Source organism: Catellatospora paridis (genome assembly GCF_009720365.1).
GTDB classification, from domain to species: Bacteria; Actinomycetota; Actinomycetes; order Mycobacteriales; family Micromonosporaceae; genus Catellatospora; species Catellatospora paridis.
On record NZ_ML769314.1, the window covers coordinates 76,011 to 95,875 of the forward strand.

At 72.0% G+C, this 19,865-nt stretch carries 22 protein-coding genes and 1 riboswitch; of the genes, 11 read left to right on the forward strand and 11 right to left on the reverse strand.

Annotation, left to right across the window (positions count from 1 at the left end; translation table 11 throughout):
• Positions 1–81: 81 nt before the first annotated feature.
• From F9C41_RS09460 to F9C41_RS09475, 4 genes are read left to right on the forward strand one after another with little or no spacing between them, the layout of a single operon-like run.
• Positions 82–1,299, forward strand: a complete 1,218-nt coding sequence (locus F9C41_RS09460) for a helix-turn-helix domain-containing protein (protein WP_155386335.1) — start codon at positions 82–84, stop codon at positions 1,297–1,299.
• A 15-nt stretch (positions 1,300–1,314) separates the two neighbouring features.
• The gene (gene era, locus F9C41_RS09465) at positions 1,315–2,202 is read left to right on the forward strand and encodes a GTPase Era (protein WP_155386336.1); all 888 of its coding nucleotides are present in this window, start codon (positions 1,315–1,317) and stop codon (positions 2,200–2,202) included.
• A gap of 27 nt (positions 2,203–2,229) precedes the next feature.
• A complete protein-coding gene (gene recO, locus F9C41_RS09470; RefSeq protein WP_155386337.1) occupies positions 2,230–2,985 on the forward strand; it encodes a DNA repair protein RecO in 756 nt (251 codons plus the stop codon).
• A 34-nt stretch (positions 2,986–3,019) separates the two neighbouring features.
• Positions 3,020–3,829 carry an isoprenyl transferase gene (locus F9C41_RS09475; protein WP_155386338.1) on the forward strand — a complete coding sequence of 270 codons (810 nt, stop codon included), beginning with the start codon at positions 3,020–3,022 and terminating at the stop codon, positions 3,827–3,829.
• Positions 3,830–3,919: 90 nt separating this feature from the next.
• On the opposite strand, the gene F9C41_RS09480 is transcribed toward F9C41_RS09475, so the two are convergent.
• From F9C41_RS09480 to F9C41_RS09495, 4 genes are all read right to left on the reverse strand, one after another.
• On the reverse strand, positions 3,920–4,396 hold the full coding sequence (locus F9C41_RS09480; RefSeq protein WP_155386339.1) for a hypothetical protein: 477 nt from the start codon (positions 4,394–4,396) through the stop codon (positions 3,920–3,922).
• Between the two features lie 95 nt (positions 4,397–4,491).
• The gene (locus tag F9C41_RS09485; protein WP_407924680.1) at positions 4,492–5,280 is read right to left on the reverse strand and encodes an energy-coupling factor transporter transmembrane component T family protein; all 789 of its coding nucleotides are present in this window, start codon (positions 5,278–5,280) and stop codon (positions 4,492–4,494) included.
• 85 nt (positions 5,281–5,365) lie between these two features.
• Positions 5,366–6,706: an ABC transporter ATP-binding protein gene (locus tag F9C41_RS09490; RefSeq protein ID WP_155386341.1), complete on the reverse strand. Its 1,341-nt coding sequence runs from the start codon at positions 6,704–6,706 to the stop codon at positions 5,366–5,368.
• Positions 6,706–7,290 (reverse strand): ECF transporter S component, encoded by a 585-nt coding sequence (locus F9C41_RS09495; RefSeq protein ID WP_155386342.1) that lies wholly within the window; start codon positions 7,288–7,290, stop codon positions 6,706–6,708. The genes F9C41_RS09490 and F9C41_RS09495 overlap by 1 nt, the downstream gene beginning before the upstream one ends.
• 98 nt (positions 7,291–7,388) lie before the next feature.
• Positions 7,389–7,493: riboswitch (TPP riboswitch) on the reverse strand.
• A gap of 109 nt (positions 7,494–7,602) precedes the next feature.
• On the opposite strand from F9C41_RS09495, the gene F9C41_RS09500 reads away from it, so the two are divergent.
• The 3 genes from F9C41_RS09500 to F9C41_RS09510 all read left to right on the forward strand — a co-directional run bounded on the left by F9C41_RS09500 (position 7,603) and on the right by F9C41_RS09510 (position 11,531).
• Positions 7,603–8,631: a permease gene (locus F9C41_RS09500; protein ID WP_196279697.1), complete on the forward strand. Its 1,029-nt coding sequence runs from the start codon at positions 7,603–7,605 to the stop codon at positions 8,629–8,631.
• Positions 8,628–9,479, forward strand: coding sequence for a TIGR03943 family putative permease subunit (locus tag F9C41_RS09505; RefSeq protein ID WP_155386343.1), 852 nt, complete (start codon positions 8,628–8,630; stop codon positions 9,477–9,479). The genes F9C41_RS09500 and F9C41_RS09505 overlap by 4 nt, the downstream gene beginning before the upstream one ends.
• A 153-nt stretch (positions 9,480–9,632) precedes the next feature.
• Entirely contained in the window at positions 9,633–11,531 is a 1,899-nt protein-coding gene (locus F9C41_RS09510; RefSeq protein ID WP_155386344.1) for an acyl-CoA dehydrogenase family protein, read from the forward strand.
• Positions 11,532–11,590: 59 nt separating this feature from the next.
• Here F9C41_RS09510 and F9C41_RS09515 read toward each other — a convergent pair whose 3' ends face one another.
• The 7 genes from F9C41_RS09515 to F9C41_RS09545 form a co-directional block, all read right to left on the reverse strand.
• Positions 11,591–12,202 (reverse strand): hypothetical protein, encoded by a 612-nt coding sequence (locus F9C41_RS09515; RefSeq protein ID WP_155386345.1) that lies wholly within the window; start codon positions 12,200–12,202, stop codon positions 11,591–11,593.
• A gap of 43 nt (positions 12,203–12,245) precedes the next feature.
• Entirely contained in the window at positions 12,246–12,656 is a 411-nt protein-coding gene (locus F9C41_RS09520) for a Fur family transcriptional regulator (protein WP_120316472.1), read from the reverse strand.
• A gap of 40 nt (positions 12,657–12,696) precedes the next feature.
• Positions 12,697–13,035 carry an ArsR/SmtB family transcription factor gene (locus tag F9C41_RS09525; protein WP_155374867.1) on the reverse strand — a complete coding sequence of 113 codons (339 nt, stop codon included), beginning with the start codon at positions 13,033–13,035 and terminating at the stop codon, positions 12,697–12,699.
• The gene (locus F9C41_RS09530) at positions 13,032–13,901 is read right to left on the reverse strand and encodes a metal ABC transporter permease (RefSeq protein ID WP_155386889.1); all 870 of its coding nucleotides are present in this window, start codon (positions 13,899–13,901) and stop codon (positions 13,032–13,034) included. The genes F9C41_RS09525 and F9C41_RS09530 overlap by 4 nt, the downstream gene beginning before the upstream one ends.
• 11 nt (positions 13,902–13,912) lie before the next feature.
• Positions 13,913–14,674 carry a metal ABC transporter ATP-binding protein gene (locus F9C41_RS09535; protein WP_155386346.1) on the reverse strand — a complete coding sequence of 254 codons (762 nt, stop codon included), beginning with the start codon at positions 14,672–14,674 and terminating at the stop codon, positions 13,913–13,915.
• A 52-nt stretch (positions 14,675–14,726) separates the two neighbouring features.
• Positions 14,727–15,650, reverse strand: a complete 924-nt coding sequence (locus F9C41_RS09540) for a metal ABC transporter substrate-binding protein (RefSeq protein WP_155386347.1) — start codon at positions 15,648–15,650, stop codon at positions 14,727–14,729.
• 116 nt (positions 15,651–15,766) lie between these two features.
• Positions 15,767–16,030, reverse strand: coding sequence for a hypothetical protein (locus F9C41_RS09545; RefSeq protein ID WP_155386348.1), 264 nt, complete (start codon positions 16,028–16,030; stop codon positions 15,767–15,769).
• Positions 16,031–16,116: 86 nt separating this feature from the next.
• Between F9C41_RS09545 and F9C41_RS09550 the strand changes: the two genes are divergently transcribed.
• From F9C41_RS09550 to F9C41_RS09565, 4 genes are all read left to right on the forward strand, one after another.
• Positions 16,117–16,440, forward strand: coding sequence for an antibiotic biosynthesis monooxygenase family protein (locus F9C41_RS09550; RefSeq protein ID WP_155386349.1), 324 nt, complete (start codon positions 16,117–16,119; stop codon positions 16,438–16,440).
• Between the two features lie 82 nt (positions 16,441–16,522).
• Positions 16,523–17,026 carry a hypothetical protein gene (locus tag F9C41_RS09555; protein WP_155386350.1) on the forward strand — a complete coding sequence of 168 codons (504 nt, stop codon included), beginning with the start codon at positions 16,523–16,525 and terminating at the stop codon, positions 17,024–17,026.
• A gap of 173 nt (positions 17,027–17,199) precedes the next feature.
• Entirely contained in the window at positions 17,200–18,579 is a 1,380-nt protein-coding gene (locus tag F9C41_RS09560; RefSeq protein ID WP_155386351.1) for a glycine--tRNA ligase, read from the forward strand.
• Between the two features lie 112 nt (positions 18,580–18,691).
• On the forward strand, positions 18,692–19,651 hold the full coding sequence (locus F9C41_RS09565; protein WP_230689462.1) for an endonuclease/exonuclease/phosphatase family protein: 960 nt from the start codon (positions 18,692–18,694) through the stop codon (positions 19,649–19,651).
• Positions 19,652–19,865: the final 214 nt, after the last annotated feature.

The following is a 19,865-nucleotide window of genomic DNA, read 5'->3' on the forward strand; positions in this document are numbered from 1 at the left end:
GGCCGCGACCGCGGGGCGGGTTCGTGTCAACCGTCCCGACGGCCGTTGCGATTATCGCGACCGCTTATTACGGTGATGGCCATGGATGAAGGCGTGATCGACCGCGTCCGTTCGGTGATCACCCGTGTCTCGTCCAGCCAGGCTGCTTTCAGCGAGCTGGTCGGCATCAGCGCCGACAAACTGTCCAAGTCGCTCAACGCCGTGCGCCGCTTCACCTCGCTGGAGCTGGCGCTCATCGCCGACGCCGGGGACGTCAGCGTGGACTGGCTGCTCACCGGACGCACCCGGGAGCCCGCCCTGCCCGCCGTGGAGCCGAGCACGGGTGACGAGATCCGCGCGCTGGTCGACCGCTACGCCGCGGCGTACGAGCGGCTGCGCCTGCTGGGCCGCCGCCCGCCGCTGCCGCGCCTGCCCGCACCGCCCGCAGGGTCGCCCGCCGCCGCGGGCCGGGCGCTGGCGGAGCGAGCCGTCGCCGCGCTGCGCGAGCACGGGGTGCCCCGCCTGGGCGGCCTGCCCACGGCCGAGCTGGCGGCCGCCGTCGAGCAGGTCTTCGCGGTGGACGTGGCGGTCACGGCGCTGCCCGGTGGCGCGGACGGCCTGGCCTGGCAGTCCCCGCACGGCCGGTTGGTGCTGGCCAACGTCACCAGCCAGTTCACCCGGCAGCGTTTCGCGCTCGCGCACGCCCTGGGCCACGTGCTGGCCGGGGACGCCGAGCAGCCGCTGCTCGACCAGCACCTCACGCCGGGCCGCCAACGGGCCGGGCTGGAGCAGCGCGCCGACGCCTTCGCCGCCGCGTTCCTGATGCCCGCCGACGAGCTGCACGCGGCGGCCGCGACGCCGGTCACCGCGCCCGTGTCCGTCCAGCCGGGGGCTCCGGCCCCGGTCACCGAGGCGGTGTCCGCCGGGCTGCGGCTCTCGGCCCCGGTAGCCGACGCGGCGTTCGCCGCGCTGGTCGGGCTGTTCGGTGTCTCGGCCGGGGCGATGGCGGCCCGGCTCCGCGGGCTCGGCCTGCTCGACGCGGCCCGCCAGGCCGAGCTCAGCCTGTGGACGGCGGCCCGCTGCCAGCACGGACCCGCCGGCCGGGCGGCGCTGCTCGCCCGGCTGGGCGCGGCGCAGGCCCCGCGGCTGCCCGCCCGGCTGGTGGGCGAGCTGTTCGGGGCGTACGCGGACGGCGCGACGACCCTGCTCCCGCTGGCCGACCTGTTGCAGACCCCGGTCGACGACCTGTTCGCCGCGCTCGTGGCCGAGCAGGCCGCCGGTCGCCGCGGGTACGCCGATGAGCTTGCCTTCCTGCCCTGACGGTAGGTTGAGCAGGTGGCGAACAACTCATACCGTGCTGGATTCGCCTGCTTCGTCGGGCGGCCGAACGCGGGCAAGTCAACTCTGACGAATGCGATCATCGGGCAGAAGATCGCGATCACGTCGAACAAGCCGCAGACGACGCGGCACATCATCCGTGCCGTGCTGCACCGCCCCGACTCGCAGCTGGTGCTGGTGGACACCCCCGGGCTGCACCGCCCGCGCACCCTGCTCGGCGAGCGCCTCAACGACCTGGTCCGGGCGACCTGGAGCGAGGTCGACGTGATCGGCCTGTGCATCCCCGCCAACGAGCCCGTCGGCAAGGGCGACACCTTCATCGCCGGGGAGATCGCCGGGCTCAAGGCGACCGTGGTCGCCGTGGTCACCAAGACCGACCTGGTGGACAAGGAGACCCTGGCCAAGCAGTTGCTCGCGGTCAACGCGCTCGGTGAGTTCGCCGACGTGGTGCCGGTCAGCGCGGTGGCCAACTCCCAGCTCGACACGCTGGTCGACGTGATGGTCGGGCACCTGCCGAAGTCGCCGCAGCTCTACCCGGACGACATGCTCACCGACGAGCCCGAGCACGTGCTGATCGCCGAGATGATCCGCGAGGCCGCGCTGGAGGGGGTGCGCGACGAGCTGCCGCACTCGATCGCGGTGCTCATCCAGGAGATCATCCCCGAGGACAACCTGACCAAGGTGTACGCCGACATCTACATCGAGCGGCAGAGCCAGAAGGCCATCATGATCGGTGCCCGCGGCTCCCGCCTCAAGGAGGTCGGCACCAAGGCCCGCGTCGACATCCAGGAACTCCTCGGCACCAAGGTCTACCTCGACCTTCACGTCCGCGTCGCCAAGGACTGGCAGCGCGACCCCCGCCAGCTCCGGCGGCTGGGCTTCTAGTCGGCCGCGGCCGGTAGGGTCGTCGGCATGCCGGGTATGCGTCGACCGCTCTATCGCGATGACGCGCTCGTGCTGCGGGTGCAGAAGCTCGGCGAGGCCGACCGGATCGTCACGCTGCTGACCCGGCAGCACGGGCGGGTGCGCGCGGTCGCCAAGGGCGTGCGCCGGACCACGTCCCGCTTCGGGGCGCGGCTGGAGCCGTTCGGGCACGTCGACGTGCAGTGCAGCGAGGGCAGCTCGCTCGACACCGTCACCCAGGTCGAGGGCCGCGACCTGTTCGGCCGCCGCTTCCTGACCGACTACCCGCGCTACACCGCGGCCAGCGCGATCGTGGAGCTGGCCGAGCGGCTGACCCCGGTCGAGCGGGAGCCCGCGCTGCGGCTCTACCAGCTGACCCTGGGCGCGCTGCGGGCGCTCGCCGAAGGGCTGCGGCCAGGCCCGCTGGTGCTCGACGCCTACCTGCTGCGGGCCATGGCCCAGGCCGGCTGGGCACCGGCGCTGCGCGACTGCGCGGTGTGCGGGGAGGCGGGGCCGCACCGGGCGTTCTCCGTACCCGCCGGGGGTGTCACCTGCCTGAACTGCCGCCCGCCCGGCGCCGCGCATCCCGACCCGGCCACCCTCGACCTGATGGCGGCGCTGCTGGAGGGCGACTGGCCCGCGGCGGAGCGAGCCGAGCCGCCGGTGCAGCGCGAGTGTGCAGGTTTCGTGGCGGCGCATTTGCAGTGGCACCTGGAACGGCAGCTACGCTCTCTGCCGTTGGTTGATCGCCGGGAACCGGGCTGAGCCCGCTCCCGCACCCGAACAGGGGAAACGCAACGTGATCCGAACCCGGCGCGAGCCTAAGCCGCCGTCGCTCCACCCGTCCGGCGCGACCCCGCCCAAGCTGCCCGGCGACGCGCTGCCCAAGCACGTCGCCATCGTCATGGACGGCAACGGTCGCTGGGCCAAGGAACGCGGCCTGCCGCGCACCGAGGGGCACAAGCGCGGCGAGTTCTCCCTGTTCGACACCATCGAGGGGGCGCTGGAGATCGGCGTGCCCTACCTGTCGGTGTACGCCTTCTCGACGGAGAACTGGAAGCGCTCGCCGGAGGAGGTCCGCTTCCTGATGGGCTTCAACCGCGACGTCATCCGCCGCCGCCGCGACATGCTCAACGACCTGGGCGTACGCATCGTGTGGTCGGGCCGGCGCGGGCGGCTGTGGAAGAGCGTCATCGACGAGCTGGAGACGGCCGAGCAGATGAGCCGCGGCAACAGCAAGCTCACCCTGCAGTTCTGCGTGAACTACGGCGGCCAGGCCGAGATCGCCGACGCGGCGGCCGCGATCGCGCGGGACGTGGCCCTGGGCCGGCTGAAGGCCGACAAGGTCAACGAGAAGACGATCGCGAAGTACCTCTACCACCCCGAGGTGCCGGACGTGGACCTGTTCCTGCGTCCGTCGGGCGAGCAGCGCACCAGCAACTTCCTGCTCTGGCAGTCCGCCTACGCCGAGCACGTCTACCTGGACACGCTGTGGCCCGACTTCGACCGCCGCCACCTGTGGTACGCCTGCGAGCTGTACGCCCAGCGCGACCGCCGCTTCGGCGGTGCCCTGCCCAACCCGGTCGCCCCGCCCGCCCCCACCGCCTGACCGCCCGCCCTTGACCGTTCGACTGCCTGGCACTTGTGCGTATCAAGGACCCGGATACCCACAGGTGCCGGGCAAGTCCATGGATCGTCGTCAGCCGTCGCCGTAGTGCAGGGTCCACGGCTTGGCGAGTATGCCGCCGCGGGACGCGATCGCGGCGCGCAGGCGCTGCTCGTCCGCGTCGGACAGCAGGTGGGCGGCCTGGTCGGCGGTGAGTTCGGTGGCGTTCGCGGTCCACTGCCAGCCGTTGGCCATGCCGCGGTACTCGACCCGTACGGCGACCGGTCCGCGGCGCGTGTCCAGCAGCAGGTCGGTGTCGGCGTCGGCGCTGAACAGGCCGACCTCGCCGCCGAGCACCCGGCACGAGGTGACCGTGCCGTAAGGAAACAGGAACGCGCCGCGGTGCTCCTCCTCGGTCACCGTGGGCAGCAGTGGTCCGGTCCGGCATCCGAGTTCGGCCACCCGCGCCCGCTCCCAGGCGTGGTGTGCGGTCACGGCCAGACCCGCGAGGACCAGCCCGAGTATCACCACGAAGGTCCTTCCGACGCGCTGCGTCGCCGACTGCGCCATGCCGTGCCTCCCGTCACTGAGGTCAATATGTCGGTGACCGACAGATAAGGCAACAGGCCGGCCAGGTCCTGCCGGGGACGTCCTCGCGTTCGGGGTCAGCGGTGGGCGATGAGTTGGATGGCTGCGGCGAGGAGGGCGCCTGCCGCGACGAGCAGCCAGTCGGCGGGGCGCCAGGGCATCGGGCGGGCCACGGTGCGGGGCAGGCCGGAGTCGAAGCCGCGGGCGTCCATCGCCACGGCCAGCCGGGTGCCCCGCCGGATCGCCCCGACCAGCAGGCCGAACGCGGTACTGGCGAACAGCGTGAACCAGCGCACCGGGTTGCGCCCCGCGTCGATGCCGCGGGCCCGGCGCGCCATCGCGATCATCCGCCACTCGTCGCCCAGCAGCCCGACCAGCCGGAACGCGGCCAGCGCGCCGATCGCGAAGCGCGGCGAGACCCGGGCGTGCTGGATCAGTGAGTCGGCCAGGTCGGTCGGGTCGGTGGTGCTGAACACCAGGATGCTGGGCAGCGCGATGGCCAGCAGCCGCAGCGCCAGCGACAGCGCGTTGCCCAGCACCGTCGAGGTGATCACGATCGGCCCGAAGTCCACCAGCACGGTGCCTGACCGGTCCGCCGCGAACAGCGCCAGCGACAGCACCACCGTGGCCGCGCCGAGCAGCGCCGGCCAGCCGCGCCGCAGCAGCCCCCACGGCGTGATCCCGAACAACGGCGCGACCGCGAACGTCACCACCAGCGCGAACCCGAGCGCGGCCACGTCCCGGGTGAACAGGGCCGAGGTGGTGAACAGCGCCAGAAAGACGATCTTCGCAACCGGGGTGCGGCGTGCCAGCAGAGCATCGCTGCGCTGCAGCGACGCTCGCGGGGCGGCGGTGGGCAGGGTCACGAGGTGCTCCATCCGCGGCGGCGGCCGATCGGGGCGGCCTGGTCGTCGCCGACGCCGGGAGCGGCGGAGCACAGAGGGGGACTGGTCATGAGGTGGGTCCCAGCTCAAGGGTCCGGTCGGCGAGGGCGGCCACGACGTCCGGGTCGTGGGTGACGGTGACGACGCCGTGGCCGTCGTCGCGGAGCGCGGCCAGCATGTCGACCAGCTCGATCCAGGTGCGCCGGTCCTGGCCGAAGGTGGGCTCGTCCAGGATCAGCAGCCGCGGCCGGGCCGCCAGCGCGGTGGCCACGGACAGCCGCCGGGCCTCGCCGCCGGACAGCGTGAACGGATTCGCCCCGGCCAGGCGGTCCAGCCGCAGCCGGGTCAGGAGTTCGTCGACCCGGCCCGCGGGTGTGCCGCCCAGCGCCAGTTCCTCGCGCACGGTGGCGGCCACGAACTGCTGCTCCGGGTTCTGGAACACCGAGCCGATCCGGCCCGCCAGGGCGCGCGCCCGCCAGCGGTGCGGGGGGCCGTCGGGGGAGCGCACCTCGCCGCCGGCCGGCTTGAGCAGGCCGCCCAGGGCCAGGGCGAGCGTCGACTTGCCGCAGCCGTTGGGGCCTGTCACCGCGAGCGCCTCGCCCGCGCGGACCGTGACATCGGGGTAGGACAGGTGGCGTACCCGCAGGTCATGGGTCGAGAGAAGGGTGTCGCCGGGCGGGTTGGCGGCGTGGTGGGCGGGCGCGGGGTGGCCGGGCACCCATACCCCGGCGGCGGCCAGCTCCGCGCCGAGCGGGCCGGCCAGCAGGTGGGGCGGGACGTCGTCGCGCACCCCGCCGCCCGGCTCCAGCACCACCACCCGGGTGACCAGGTCCAGCACCTCGGCGATGCGGTGCTCGATGAGCACCACGGTGGTGTCGGCGTCGACGGCGTCACGCAGCGCCCGGCGGACCAGTGCCGCCCCGGCCGGGTCCAGGTTGGCCGTGGGCTCGTCGAGCAGCAGCAGCTCCGGACGCGGGGCCAGCGCCCCGGCGAGGACCAGGCGCTGCTGCTCGCCGCCGGACAGGGCAGCGGTGGCCCGGTCGCGTTCGTAGCCGAAACCGACCTGGTGCAGCACCTCGTCCACGCGGGGCCAGACGCGGTCGGCGGACCATCCGATGTTCTCCAGGCCGAACGCGACCTCGTCGCCGGCCCGCGACATCACCAGCTGCGACTGCGGGTCCTGGAACACGATGCCGACGTGCTCGGCGTCGACCTTGCGCACGCCCTCGGCCTCGCCGGAGTCGTCGGGCAGCAGCCCGCCCAGCGCGTGCAGCAGCGTGGACTTGCCCGCGCCCGAGGGGCCGAGCAGCAGCACCCGCTCGCCGCGCTCGATGCGCAGGTCGACCCCGCGCACCGCCCACGCACGGCGGCCGGCGTGCCGCCACCCGTACCCCTCGAGCGTGATCATCAGACCAGGTCGCGGCTGCGGCCGGACGGGAACCGGTCGAGCGCGCCGGTGCCGGCCAGGGCCTTGGTCAGGAAGTGCCCGCCGACGCCGGCGAACAGCAGCGTGCTGGCCACGACGATGGCGACATAGGCGATCTTCCAGCTGAACTGCCAGTCGCCGTAGTAGTAGAACAGGTCGAGCCCGGCCGCCGTGGCGCCCGCGAACGTGGCCGCGACCAGCGACTGGCCCAGGTTCCAGCGGCGGTAGCCGCCGAGCAGGAAGCCGAGCTCGCCGGCCGCGCCCTGGGCCAGGCCGTACCAGAGCACGGAGATGCCCCACGAGGTGCCGAGCAGCGCCGACACGATCGCGGCGACCAGTTCGGTGTAGATCGCCGCGCCCGGCTTGCGGATGATCAGCGGGGCGAGCACGGCGGGCAGCAGCCATACGCCGTAGATGGCGGCCGCGGCAGGCGGGAACGTCGAGCCGAAGATCGCCCCGGCCGGGCCGTTCCACAGCAGGCCCCAGGCCCAGAAGACGACGCCGAAGGCGACGGCGAGGATCGAGGCGACGACGATGTCGACGGTCCGCCAGCGATAGTTGGTCATGAATAACTCCTGGTCCGTTGAGGGGACGAACGAGGAGAAGTGCACACGTCGCGCCCGCGATAACCCCATTTGGGGGTATCACGGAAGCAGACGTGGCGGTGAGGTGTTGACCGAACTCCCTGCGCTGGCATTACCCAGATCAGGTTCGAGGGTCTGCGGCCGATGCCGCACTCTCAGCGCTGTGCGCTCCCCTGTCGTTACTTGTTCATATGAGGCCGCTGGACAGCGGCGCTTGTGCCGGAAAGGCTAACACCGATCGCACGCCCGGTAACCTGTGCCGGTCGGCACACCCCGATACCGCGAAGGATCAGCGTGACCTCCGTCGATCAGCGCCCGCCCGCGGCGCCCCCGTCCGCGCCCGCCGGACGGCCGGTCCGCAAGCCACTGCTCGGCGGCCGGATCGGATCCGTCGAGGTGCTCGCGGCGCTGCTCATCGTCCTGCTGATCTTCCGCGAGCCGATCGCCGCCGCGATCTCCACGCCGCTGCTGCAGACCTGGACCACCGTGTTCGTATCGGTGATGGTGCAGGCCACGCCGTTCCTGGTGTTCGGCGTCGCGCTGTCGGCGGTGATCGCGGTGTTCGTGCCGCGCTCGTTCTGGTCGAAGGCGCTGCCCAAGCATCCGGCCCTCGCCGTTCCGGTGGCCAGCTGCGCGGGCGTGGTGCTGCCCGGCTGCGAATGCGGCTCGGTCCCGATCGCAGGCTCGCTGATCCGCCGCGGCGTCACGCCCGCCGCCGCGCTGGCCTTCCTGCTGGCCGCGCCCGCGATCAACCCGATCGTGCTGACCGCCACCGCGGTCGCCTTCCCGAACAACCCGGAGATGGTGGTCGCCCGCGGCGTGGCCAGCATCGTCGTGGCCATGGTGATGGGCTGGCTCTGGCTGCGGCTGGGCAAGCAGGAGTGGATACGGTTGCCGCACCGGCCCGAGCTGGACGACCTGTCCCGCTGGCGGGCCTTCTGGGCGGCCTGCCGCCACGACATCGTGCACGCGGGCGGCTTCCTGGTGCTGGGCGCGATGGCCGCGGCCACCATCAACGTGCTGGTGCCCGAATCGGTGCTGCAGGCGGTCGCCGACCAGCCGGTGCTGTCCGTGCTGGCGCTGGCCGTACTCGCCGTGCTGCTGTCCATCTGCTCCGAGGCCGACGCGTTCGTCGCCGCGTCGCTGAGCCAGTTCTCGCTCACCGCGCGGCTGGCGTTCCTGGTCGTCGGCCCGATGGTCGACCTGAAGCTGATCTCCATGCAGGCCGGGGTGTTCGGCCGCCGCTTCGCGATGCGCTTCGCCCCGGCCACGTTCGTGATGGCGGTCGTGGTCGCCGCCGGAGTCGGGATGGTGCTGCTGTGAACCGTCAGGCCCAGGGCGTGGTGATGCTGCTGCTCGGCGGCGCGATCCTCAAGGCCAGCCTCACCGACATGTATCTGCGCTACGTCAAGGCCGGCCTGCAGCCGTTCCTGATCGGCGCGGGCGCGCTGCTGGTGCTCGCGGCCGTGATGACCCTCTGGTACGACCTCCGCCACGGCGCGACGGTGGACACCGAGTGCGCCGACCACCCCGAGCCGGTCGGCGCGGCGGTCGGCGACCCCGCCCACGACGGCGCGGAACGGCCCGACCAGGGCGGCTCCGGGCACCCGCTCGACAGTCACGGCCACGACAGCCACGGCCACGACAGCCATGGCGACCACGGTCACGGGCATCGCGAGCCGCGGGTCGGCTGGCTGCTGATCGCGCCGGTGCTGGGCCTGCTGCTGGTGGCCCCGCCCGCGCTCGGTTCGTACGCCGCCGGTCAGGCGGGCTCGGCGCTCTCCGCGCAGCAGGTCTCCGACTTCCCGGCGCTGCCCGACGGCGACCCCGCCGAGATCAGCGTGCTCGACTACGCCACCCGCGCGATCTTCGACAAGGGACTGTCCATCGGCGACCGCCGGGTCAGGGTGACCGGCTTCCTGTCGGACACCCCCGAGGGCGGCCAGCTGCTCACCCGCATGATCCTGTCCTGCTGCGCGGCCGACGCCCGTCCGATCAAGGTCGGCATGAACGGCAGCGTGCCGACGGGGCTGCCCGCCGACAGCTGGGTCGAGATCACTGGTGGCTACACCGACCAGCAGGGCGCCGACCCGGTCAACGGGGAGAGCATCCCGTTCATCGAGGTGCTGGAGTGGCGTCCGATCCCGGCTCCCGCGGAGCAGTACGAGTAGCAACTGTCCGAGGGTTTGCCAACTGCTACCGCCCGGTAGTACTGCGGGGTAGCGTGATTTCAGGGCGCAAACCACCGAACACGGCTCGTCGCGGCGCGCTCATGAGGCGGCCCCGGCGACCCCGCGTTCGAACGGACGACAGGGGTGTCGACGATGACGACGGTGCAGCGTGAGGTGAGCGCGGAGCAGGCCCGCCAGGTCGCGGAGGCCGCCCGCGAGAGCGAGTGGCGCAAGCCCAGTTTCGGCAAGCAGTTGTTCCTGGGACGGCTGCGGATGGACCTGATCCACCCGTGGCCCCAACCCGCCCCGAACCCCGACGCCGAGCAGTTCCTGCAAAAGCTCGGGGAGTACGTCAGCACCGAGGTCGACGGGGCCGCCATCGAACGCGACGCCCGCATCCCGGACGAGGTCTTCCACGGACTGGCCGAGCTCGGCGCGTTCGGCATGAAGATCGATCCCGCGTACGGCGGCCTCGGCCTGTCCCACCTGGACTACTGCCGCGCGCTGACGCTGGCCGGCTCGGTGAGCCCGGCGATCGGCGCGCTGCTGTCGGCGCACCAGTCCATCGGCGTGCCGCAGCCGCTCAAGCTGTTCGGCACCAAGGAGCAGAAGCAGCGCTTCCTGCCGCGGCTGGCCGCGGGCGAGGTGTCGGCGTTCCTGCTCACCGAGCCCGACGTCGGCTCCGACCCGGCCCGGATGGGGGCCACCGCCACCCCGGTCGAGGGCGGCTACCGCCTGAACGGGGTCAAGCTGTGGGCCACCAACGGCACCGTGGCGACGCTGCTCGTGGTCATGGCGATGGTGCCGAAGGGCGAGGGCCGGCGCGGCGGCATCACCGCGTTCGTGGTGGAAGGCGACGCCGAGGGTGTCACCGTCGAGAACCGCAACGCCTTCCTCGGCCTGCGCGGCCTGGAGAACAGCGTCACCCGCTTCCACGACGTCCTCGTGCCGGCCGAGAACGTCATCGGCGGCGAGGGCCAGGGCCTCAAGATCGCGCTGAGCACCCTGAACACCGGCCGGCTGTCGCTGCCCGCGATGTGCGTCGGCGCGTCCAAGTGGTCGCTGAGCGTCGCGCGGCAGTGGTCGCAGGAGCGGGTGCAGTGGGGACGGCCGGTCGGCCAGCACGAGGCCGTCGCCACGAAGATCGCGTTCATCGCGGCCACCGCGTACGGCATGGAGTCCATGCTCGACCTGTGCTGCATGCTCGCCGACGACGACCGCAACGACTTCCGGATCGAGGCCGCGCTGGTCAAACTGTACGGATCCGAGCTGGCCTGGCGGGTCGCCGACGAGCTGGTACAGATCCGGGGCGGGCGCGGCTACGAGAGCGCCGACTCCCTAGCGGCCCGCGGCGAGAAGGCGATCGGCGTCGAGCAGATCCTGCGCGACCTGCGTATCAACCGCATCTTCGAGGGCTCCACCGAGATCATGCACCTGTTCATCGCCCGCGAGGCGGTGGACCAGCACCTGTCCGTGGCCGGCGCGCTGATCGACCCGAAGTCGAGCGTCGGCGCCAAGGGCAGGGCGCTGCTGCGCGCCACCGGCTTCTACGCCCGCTGGCTGCCCACCCTGGCGGCGGGCCGGGGCACCTTCGGCGGCTACCGCAGGTTCGGCCCGCTGGCCAAGCACGTGCGCTGGGCCGAGCGCGCCGCCCGCCGCCTGGCCCGCAACACCTTCCAGGGCATGGCCCGCTGGCAGGGCAAACTGGAGCATCGGCAGGCGTTCCTGGGCCGGATCGTCGACATCGGCGCGGAGTTGTTCGCCATCGCCGCGGTCTGCTCCCGTGCCACCGCCTCCGGCCGCCCCGAGGAACGCGAACTCGCCGACCTGTTCTGCCACCAGTCCCGCGGCCGCATCGCCATCCTCGAACACGCCCTCTGGAACAACACCGACGCCGCCGACGTCGCCCTGGCCCGCGCCGTCCTCGCCGGCACCCACACCACCCTGGAGCAGGGCATCATCCCCCCACCCGACCAGGGCGAATGGGTCTCCACCTGGACCCCCGGCCCGTCCACCGCCACCGACACCCGCCGCCGCATCCCACCCCGCTAGAAGGAAGGGCACCTTCCCATCGCTATACGTAGCGGAAGGTGCCCTTCTTAACGGGCGGGTCAGCGGCGTGGGCTGCCGCGCAGGCCGAGGCGGCGCAGTTCCAGGGCCGCCAGCTGCTCCACCGCCTCCGGGTCGCCGGTACGCCAGCCCGCGACGACGCCGCTGTCCAGCGAGGCGAGCCGCCGCAGCGGCGCGGTGGCCAGCGCCCGCAGCGCGAGCAGCTCACCGCCGCCGGGATACCGGCGCACCTTCGCCGCGACGCTGGCCGCCCGGATCCACGACAGCCGCAGCGGCAGCCACAGCGCCAGCGCCATCAGCACCGGTATGCCCGCGGTCAGCCAGGCCAGCACCGTCGCCAGGTTCGCGATGGCGTCCTGCTGGTCGCGCCCGGCCTCCGCGATGGAGTTCGCGGCGTTGGCGGCGCTCCCGAACGGAGCGCCCACCTCGTCACCGACCAGCGGGATGCGCCCCGCGCGCGCCTGCGCCTCCACCATGTCGGCGGCCAGGTTCGTGCCGGCGCTCTCCAGCTTCTGGCCGGGCACCGCCAGCTTCTGGACCAGGTCGTACAGCGTGATCGCGGCCCAGATCCAGACTGCGCTCCAGACCAGGGCGGTCATGTCGGCGATGATCTGCCGGGTGAACCGCCACGGCTTCTCCGCATAGAGCTTCATGAGAGCATTCTGATCGACCGGGGCGATCGATAAACGCCCCGCGTCAGGCCCGTGTCGTCGCGCAGCCCTGGCAGGTGCCGAAGATCTCCAGCGTATGGCTCACGTCGACGAACCCGTGCTGCGCCGCGACCCGGTCCGCCCACGACTCCACGGCCGGTCCGGCCACCTCGACGGTACGCCCGCAGGTGCGGCATACCAGGTGATGGTGGTGGCCGTTGGAGCAGCGCCGGAACAGCTGCTCGCCACCGGGCGGGCGCATCACGTCGATGTCGCCGGCGTCGGCCAGCGCCTGCAGCGTGCGGTACACGGTGGTCAGGCCGACCCGCTCGCCCCGATCGCGCAGCATGGCGTGCAGCTCCTGCGCGCTGTGGAAGCCCTCCACCTCGGACAGCAGCGTCGCCACGGCAGAACGCTGGCGCGTGTTCCGGGCCGCGGTGCCCTGTGGGCTGGTCATGCCATCTCCTCGCTGCGTTCGTGCGTGTCGCGACACCGGTTCACGGGCGCTGCTCCGCGGCGTGCGTGACGGCGTCGGCCACGATGTGCGCGACGTGCTCGTCCACCAGGGAGTATGCGATCTCGCGGCCGTGCCGTTCGGCGCGGACCACCCCGGCCGCCCGGAGCACCCGCAGGTGCTGGGAGACCAGCGGCTGGGCCACCCGGAGTCGTTCCACCAGTTCGTGCACGTGGCGTTCGCCGTTGGCCGCCAGCTCGGTCACGATCGCGATCCGCACCGGCGCGGCGAGTGCCCGCAGCAGCTCTCCGGCGCGGGCGTAGGACTGCGTCTGGCTCACATCGACCACCGTAGCCCCGCGCGTCGGTGCATACCCAATCATGAGTCGAGGACGCACTCGGGCGGATCGCAGACCGCCGCGGGGCCGATGTCCGCCCGCCGTCGCCGGCGCAGCGCCGCGCCCACGGCCGCGACCAGGATGAACAGTGCGATGGCGGCGAGCACGATGGTCGCGCCGGGCGCGGTGTCGTAGCCCGCGGAAACGAGGATCCCACTTCCGGCGCTGATCACTCCGCCGAGCATGGCCAGGGTCATGGTGCCGCCGAAGCCGCGCGAGACCAGCTGCGCCGCCGCGACGGGCACCACCATCAGTGCGCTGACCAGCAGCAGGCCGACCGAGCGCATGGCGACGGTGACGGTCACCGCGGTCATCACGGCGAGCAGCAGGTTCAGCGCGCGCACCGGCAGGCCGGAGACCTTGGCGTACTCCTCGTCCTGGCAGATCGCGAACAGCCAGGGCCGCAGCCCGACGGTGACCGCGAGCACGCACGCGCCGAGGATCGCGATCGTGACCAGGTCCGTGGTGGACGTGGTCAGCAACGAGCCGAACAGGTACGACGTGAGGTTGGCGCTGCCCTTGCCGGGGGCGAGCCCGACCAGGAAGACGCCGCCCGCGATGCCGCCGTAGAACAGGATCGCCAGCGCGATGTCGCCCGAGGTGCGGCCGCGTTCGCGGATCAGCTCGACGGCGACCGCGCCCAGGGTGGACACGATGATCGCGGTGAGCACCGGGGACGTGCCGGTGAGCAGGCCGACGCCGACACCGGTCAGGGCGATGTGGCCGATGCCGTCGCCGATCAGCGACATCCGCCGCTGCACCAGGTAGATGCCGAGCGAGGGTGCGATCAGGCCGGTGATGAGGGCGCCCAGCAGCGCCCGCTGCATGAACGGCAGCGACATGATCTCGATGAGGTTCACGTTCATTCGCGTCCCCAGATGCTCGGCGGGTCCTGCGGGGCGTGCGGGTGCACGTGGTCGTGGCCGGGTTCGGCGTGGTGGCCGGTGGGATGCGGCACCGCGCCGTCGTGCGCGATGACCCCGTCGTGCACCACCACCGCGCGGGTGATGACCGGTTGCAGCGGGCCCAGCTCGTGCGCGACCAGCAGCACCGTGCCGCCGTGCCGGACGAAGTCGCGCAGTGCCTGTGCGAACGCCTCCTGCGACTTGGCGTCCACGCCCGCGGTGGGCTCGTCGAGGACCAGCAGGTCCGGCTCCCCGGCCAGCGCCCGTGCGATCAGGGTGCGCTGCTGCTGGCCGCCGGACAGGGAGGCGACCGGGTCGTGTGCCCGGTCCGTCAGGTCGACCGCGGCCAGCGCCTTCGCGACGGCCTGCCGGTCACCGGCGCGCAGCAGTCCGGGGAAGCCGCGCCGGGCCAGCCGGCCGGAGGAGACCACCTCGCCGACGGTGGCGGGCACGCCGCCGCCCGCGCCCAGCCGCTGCGGCACGTACCCGATGCGCTGCCAGTTGCGGAAGCGCCGCAGCGCGACGCCGAACAGCTCCACCTGGCCCTCGGCCAGCGGGACCAGGCCGAGCCCGGCCCGGATCATCGTGGACTTGCCGCTGCCGTTGGCGCCCAGCACGGCGACCACCTCACCGCTGCGTACGGTGAGATTCACGTCGCGCAGCACGGGCCGGTCGTAGGCGACCGCGCCGTGCTTGATCTCGAGAACCGGGGGGTTCACGCCTTCTCCTCGTCCCACACGTCGGCGGCCGTGACCGGCTCAGCGCACCGGCTCATGAACAGCCCAACGCCGTACGCAGGGTCGCGAGATTGGTCCGCATGACCGAGAAGTAGTCACCCGTCCCGCCCTCGGCGAGCCCTTCCAGCGGGTCGAGCACGGCGGTCTTCGCGCCTACCTGCTCGGCCAGCGTCTGCGCGACCTTAGGCGACACCAGCGTCTCGAAGAAGATCGTGGTCGCGCCGTACTTGCGCGCCTCGGCGGCGACGGCGGCGACCTGCTGCGGGGTGGGCTCGGTGTCCGGGGTCAGCCCGGACAGCGCGATCTGCTTGAGCTTGTACCGGTCGGCGAGGTAGCCGAACGCGGCGTGGCTGGTCACGATCTCGTGCCGCTGGCAGTTCGCCAGCCCGGCGGTGAACTCGGCGTCCAGCTTGTTCAGCTCGGCGACCAGGGCGTTGCCGCGCTCGGCGTACGCCGCCGCGTGCGCAGGGTCGCGTTCGGCCAGCTGGTGCGAGACGCTGCCGGCGATCGCGGCCAGGCGGGTCGGGTCCAGCCAGACGTGCGGGTCGGGGGCGGTGCCGCCCTCCTCGTTCGCGCCCTCGTGGTTGGGGCCGCTGACGAGCGGGGTGACCGTGGCCACGTCGAACGCGCGGTCCGCGGCGTTCTGCGCGACGGCCTCGTCGAGCTGCGGCTGGAAGCCCTTGAGGTAGACCACCAGCCCCGCGTTGGCGACCTCGGCGACCTGGGCGGGGGACAGCTCCATGTCGTGCGGTTCCGCGCCCGGCTGGGCCAGGTTGACCACGTGGACGTCGGGGCCGCCGACCTTCTCGGAGACGAACTGCAGGGGGTAGAAGCCGGTGACGACGCTGAATCGGCCGGAAGTGTCGGCGGGGGAGTCGGAGCAGGCGGTCAGGGTGCCCAGGGCCAGCAGCGCGGCGACGCCGGCGACGGCGGCGCGCTGGAGAGATCGGCTCAGCATGGCGTCAACTCTCCCTGAAAATGAGAACGATTGTCAAAAACGCATAGGTGCATATCCCTCCCGCCCCGCCTCCATGATCTGCCGCTCCGGCGATCTTGGCCGGTCGGCGGAGGTGGTCAGAACAGGCGGGTCAGGGCGGCGGCGGTGAGCAGGGTGAGCACGACCACGCGCAGGGCCCGGGTCGCCGGGGGCTGCACCGGCCAGGTGGTCACCAGCAGCGCGGCCAGGGCGGCGGCCAGCGCCAGCAGGAGGACGCCGCTGTACGGGTTCGGCAGCAGCACGGCCACCACGAGCAGGACCAGGGTGCCCAGCACCGCGATGCTCTTCGGGACCCGGGCCAGCCGGCGCAGCAGGGGGTTGTTCGCGACGTCCTGGGGCACAGCTGCGGTCCTCTCCGACTGACGTTAAGAAGGGCACCCTTTACCCCGTAAAACGATAAGAAGGTGCCCCTCCTTACTGTAGTGAGGTGCTGATGCTCAATCGATTCGTGATCGCCGCCAACGAGGAGGCGTTCGTCGAGCGCGCCCACGCGGCGCTCGCCGCCCTCGCGGCCCGCCCCGGCTACCTGCGCGGGGAGCTGACCCGTTCGCTGGACGAGCCGGAGCACTGGTGCCTGCTCACCGAGTGGGAGAGCGTGGGGGCGTACCGGCGGGCGCTGGGCGGTTTCGACGTGAAGATGACGGCGACGCCCCTGCTGGCCGAATCGCTGATGGAGCCGTGCGCGTTCGAGACCCTCGCCGCGGCCGAGCCAGGCGGTGAGGTGCAGACCAAGGCCAGCGACCGGGCCTGATCCCGCGAAGGCGGAGGGCTGCCCGCGGTCGGCTTTCGGGCGCGGCGGCGGCGGGTGGGGTGCACGCAATATGATCGCGGCCATGACCCACGCGCCCGCGCCCTCGCCCGTGCCGCCCGGTCCGGGCGCCGCGCCGCCGTTCCCGGCCGCGCCCGCCGAAGGCGGCGGAACCCGCCTGGGCTGGGCGCTCGGCATCGCGGGCGGGCTGGTGGCGCTGTGCTGCGGCGGCGGCCTGGTGGCCGGGGTCGGCCTGGGCGTCACCGGGGTGCAGGCGATCAACGAGCGGGCACACGTCGCGGTGGGTTCCTACCTCGATGCGCTGAAGGCCAAGAAGTACGACCGGGCGTACGAGCTGCTCTGCGAGGACGAGCAGCGGCGGCTGGACCTGGCACGCTTCACCAGCCGCGAGGAGTCCCGGCCGGACCGCATCCAGTCGTACGAGCTGGGCGAGGTCGAGCTGCAGGGGACCTCGGGGATCACCCTGCCGGTGACCGAGCGCTACACCGACGGCGACACCGAGCGGGTCGTCTACCACCTCGCACAGGACCCGAAGACCACCGACCTGGAAGTCTGCGGACGCGAGTAGTCGGGGTGTCGGCGCGGCGCACCGGCGGGCTCACCACGTTGTGTGTGCAGTAGCGTTTAACCGAATGCGGGTGACCAGAGGTGGCCCGTACCGTATCCACGTCGTGCGGATCTTCCGCCGACCTCCGCCGACAGCCAGCCGGCGGCAACCTCCAACGGAATGGAGACCTGATCATGCCCGCGGACCGCATCGACTCCGTCGTCAGCCTGGCCAAGCGCCGGGGCTTCGTCTACCCGTCGAGTGAGATCTACGGTGGCACCCGTTCGGCCTGGGACTACGGTCCGCTGGGCGTGGAGCTCAAGGACAACGTCCGCCGGCAGTGGTGGAAGACGATGGTCCAGCAGCGCGACGACATCGTCGGCCTGGACTCCGCGGTGATCCTGGCCCGCCAGGTGTGGGAGGCCTCCGGCCACATCGAGGCGTTCGTCGACCCGCTCACCGAGTGCACCAGCTGCCACAAGCGCTTCCGGGCCGACCACCTGGAGGAGGCGTTCCTGGAGAAGAAGCCCGGCGCCACCTTCGTGCTGTCCGAGCTGAACTGCCCCAACTGCGGCAACAAGGGCACCTTCACCGAGCCGCGGATGTTCAACGGCCTGATGAAGACCTTCCTCGGCCCGGTCGAGAGCGCCGAGGGCGTGCACTACCTGCGGCCGGAGACGGCGCAGGGCATCTTCGTGAACTACGCCAACGTCGCGACCACGGCCCGCAAGAAGCCGCCGTTCGGCATCGCGCAGGTCGGCAAGAGCTTCCGCAACGAGATCACCCCGGGCAACTTCATCTTCCGTACGCGGGAGTTCGAGCAGATGGAGATGGAGTTCTTCGTCGAGCCCGGCACCGACGAGACCTGGCACGAGTACTGGCTGAACGAGCGCTGGAACTGGTACCTCGACCTGGGCATCTCGGCGGAGAACCTGCGCTTCTTCGAGCACCCGCAGGAGAAGCTGTCGCACTACTCCAAGCGCACGGTCGACATCGAGTACCGCTTCCGGTTCGGCGGCACCGAGTTCTCCGAGCTGGAGGGCATCGCCAACCGCACCGACTTCGACCTGACCACGCACGGCAAGCACTCGGGCACCGACCTGTCGTACTTCGACCAGGAGAAGAACGAGCGCTGGGTGCCGTACGTCATCGAGCCGGCGGCGGGTCTGACCCGCGCGGTGCTGGCGTTCATGCTGGAGGCGTACGACGAGGACGAGGCGCCCAACACCAAGGGCGGCGTGGACAAGCGCACCGTGATGCGCTTCGACAAGCGCCTGGCCCCGGTGAAGGTGGCCGTGCTCCCGCTGTCGCGCAACGAGCAGCTCTCGCCGAAGGCCCGTGGCCTGGCCGCGGACCTGCGCAAGCGCTGGGTGGTGGACTTCGACGACGCCCAGGCGATCGGCCGCCGCTACCGCCGCCAGGACGAGATCGGCACGCCGTACTGCGTCACCGTCGACTTCGACACCTTGGAAGACAACGCGGTGACCGTACGTGATCGTGACACGATGGTCCAGGAGCGGGTCTCGCTGGACCAGGTGGAGCGCTACCTGATCGAGCGCCTGCCCGGCTGCTGAACCTGGTCGACGTGCGTGAAGTCCCCCGAACCGGTGGTTCGGGGGACTTCGCACAGGGGTAGTGCGACGTTTGCCGAGTTTGATTCGGGTCCTCCCCGGTAACATACGGACAGTGACCACCATCGAGCTGAAGAAGACGCCCGGAGGCCCGGCCGAGCCGACGCCCCGGCGCCCGGCCTGGCGCGCGGGGCTGGTCATCGCGGCCGCCCTGCTGCTGGCGGCTGTGCTCGCGGGTCACCGGCTCGTCCCCAATGTGCACGGCATCGGCAGCGTGCTCGACACCATCGCCCCGCTGTTCGGCCTGGCGGTGCCGGTGCTGGCCGTCGCCGCGCTGCTGGCCCGCTCGGGCAAGGCACTGCTGGCGGTGCTGCTGCCGGCGGTGATCTGGGCGGCCATGTTCGGCCGCGCCCTGCTGCCGCCCCCGGGCGGCGACGTGCAGCTGCGGGTGGTCACCCAGAACCTGTACGCCGACAACCCCGACCCGCAGACCACCGTGCGGGCGCTCGCCGACGGGGGCCCCGACCTGATCGCGCTGCAGGAGGCCTCCGGCGGCACCATCGAGACGGTCGCCGAGGAACTGGCGAAGACCTACCCGCACCACGCGGTCCGGTCGACGGTGGGCCTGCTCAGCAAGTATCCGATCGTGGACGTCGCGGGCGTCGACACCGGTCTGGAGTGGACCCGCGCGCTGCGCGCGCAGGTGAAGACCCCGCAGGGCGAGGTCGCGGTGTACGTCGTGCACCTCGGCTCGGCGCGGATCAACGACACGGCGACCCGGGACCACACCATCGACATGCTGGCCCAGGCGGTCCGGGCGGACAAGGCACAGCGGGTGCTGGTGCTCGGCGACCTCAACACCGCCGCCACCGACCGGGCCATCGCGCCGCTGTCGGCGCTGCTGAGCGACGCGCAGGCCGAGGCCGGCTGGGGTTGGGGCTTCACGTGGCCGTCCTCACTGCCGGTGATGCGCCCCGACCACGTGCTGTATCGGGGACTGACCGCGACGCGGGCCGGGGTGCTGCGTACCCCCGGCACCGACCACAGGGCTGTGACCTCGGGTTTCTCCTTCTGAGTGCGTCGCCCCCGCGCCCGGAACGTGTACGTTCCTCTCCTTGGACTAGTACTTTCGGCTGACCTTCGGTATGGTCGGCAGTGCTCGGCTTGCCGAGTCGGCTGCCAAGCCGTCCATCAGCGCTCAAGAAACGGGTGCTGTGTCCGTCACAGGCGAACCGTGTCCGAAGTCGACCCCCGTCGCTCCGGAACACACGCGGTTCACTGCGCCGGAG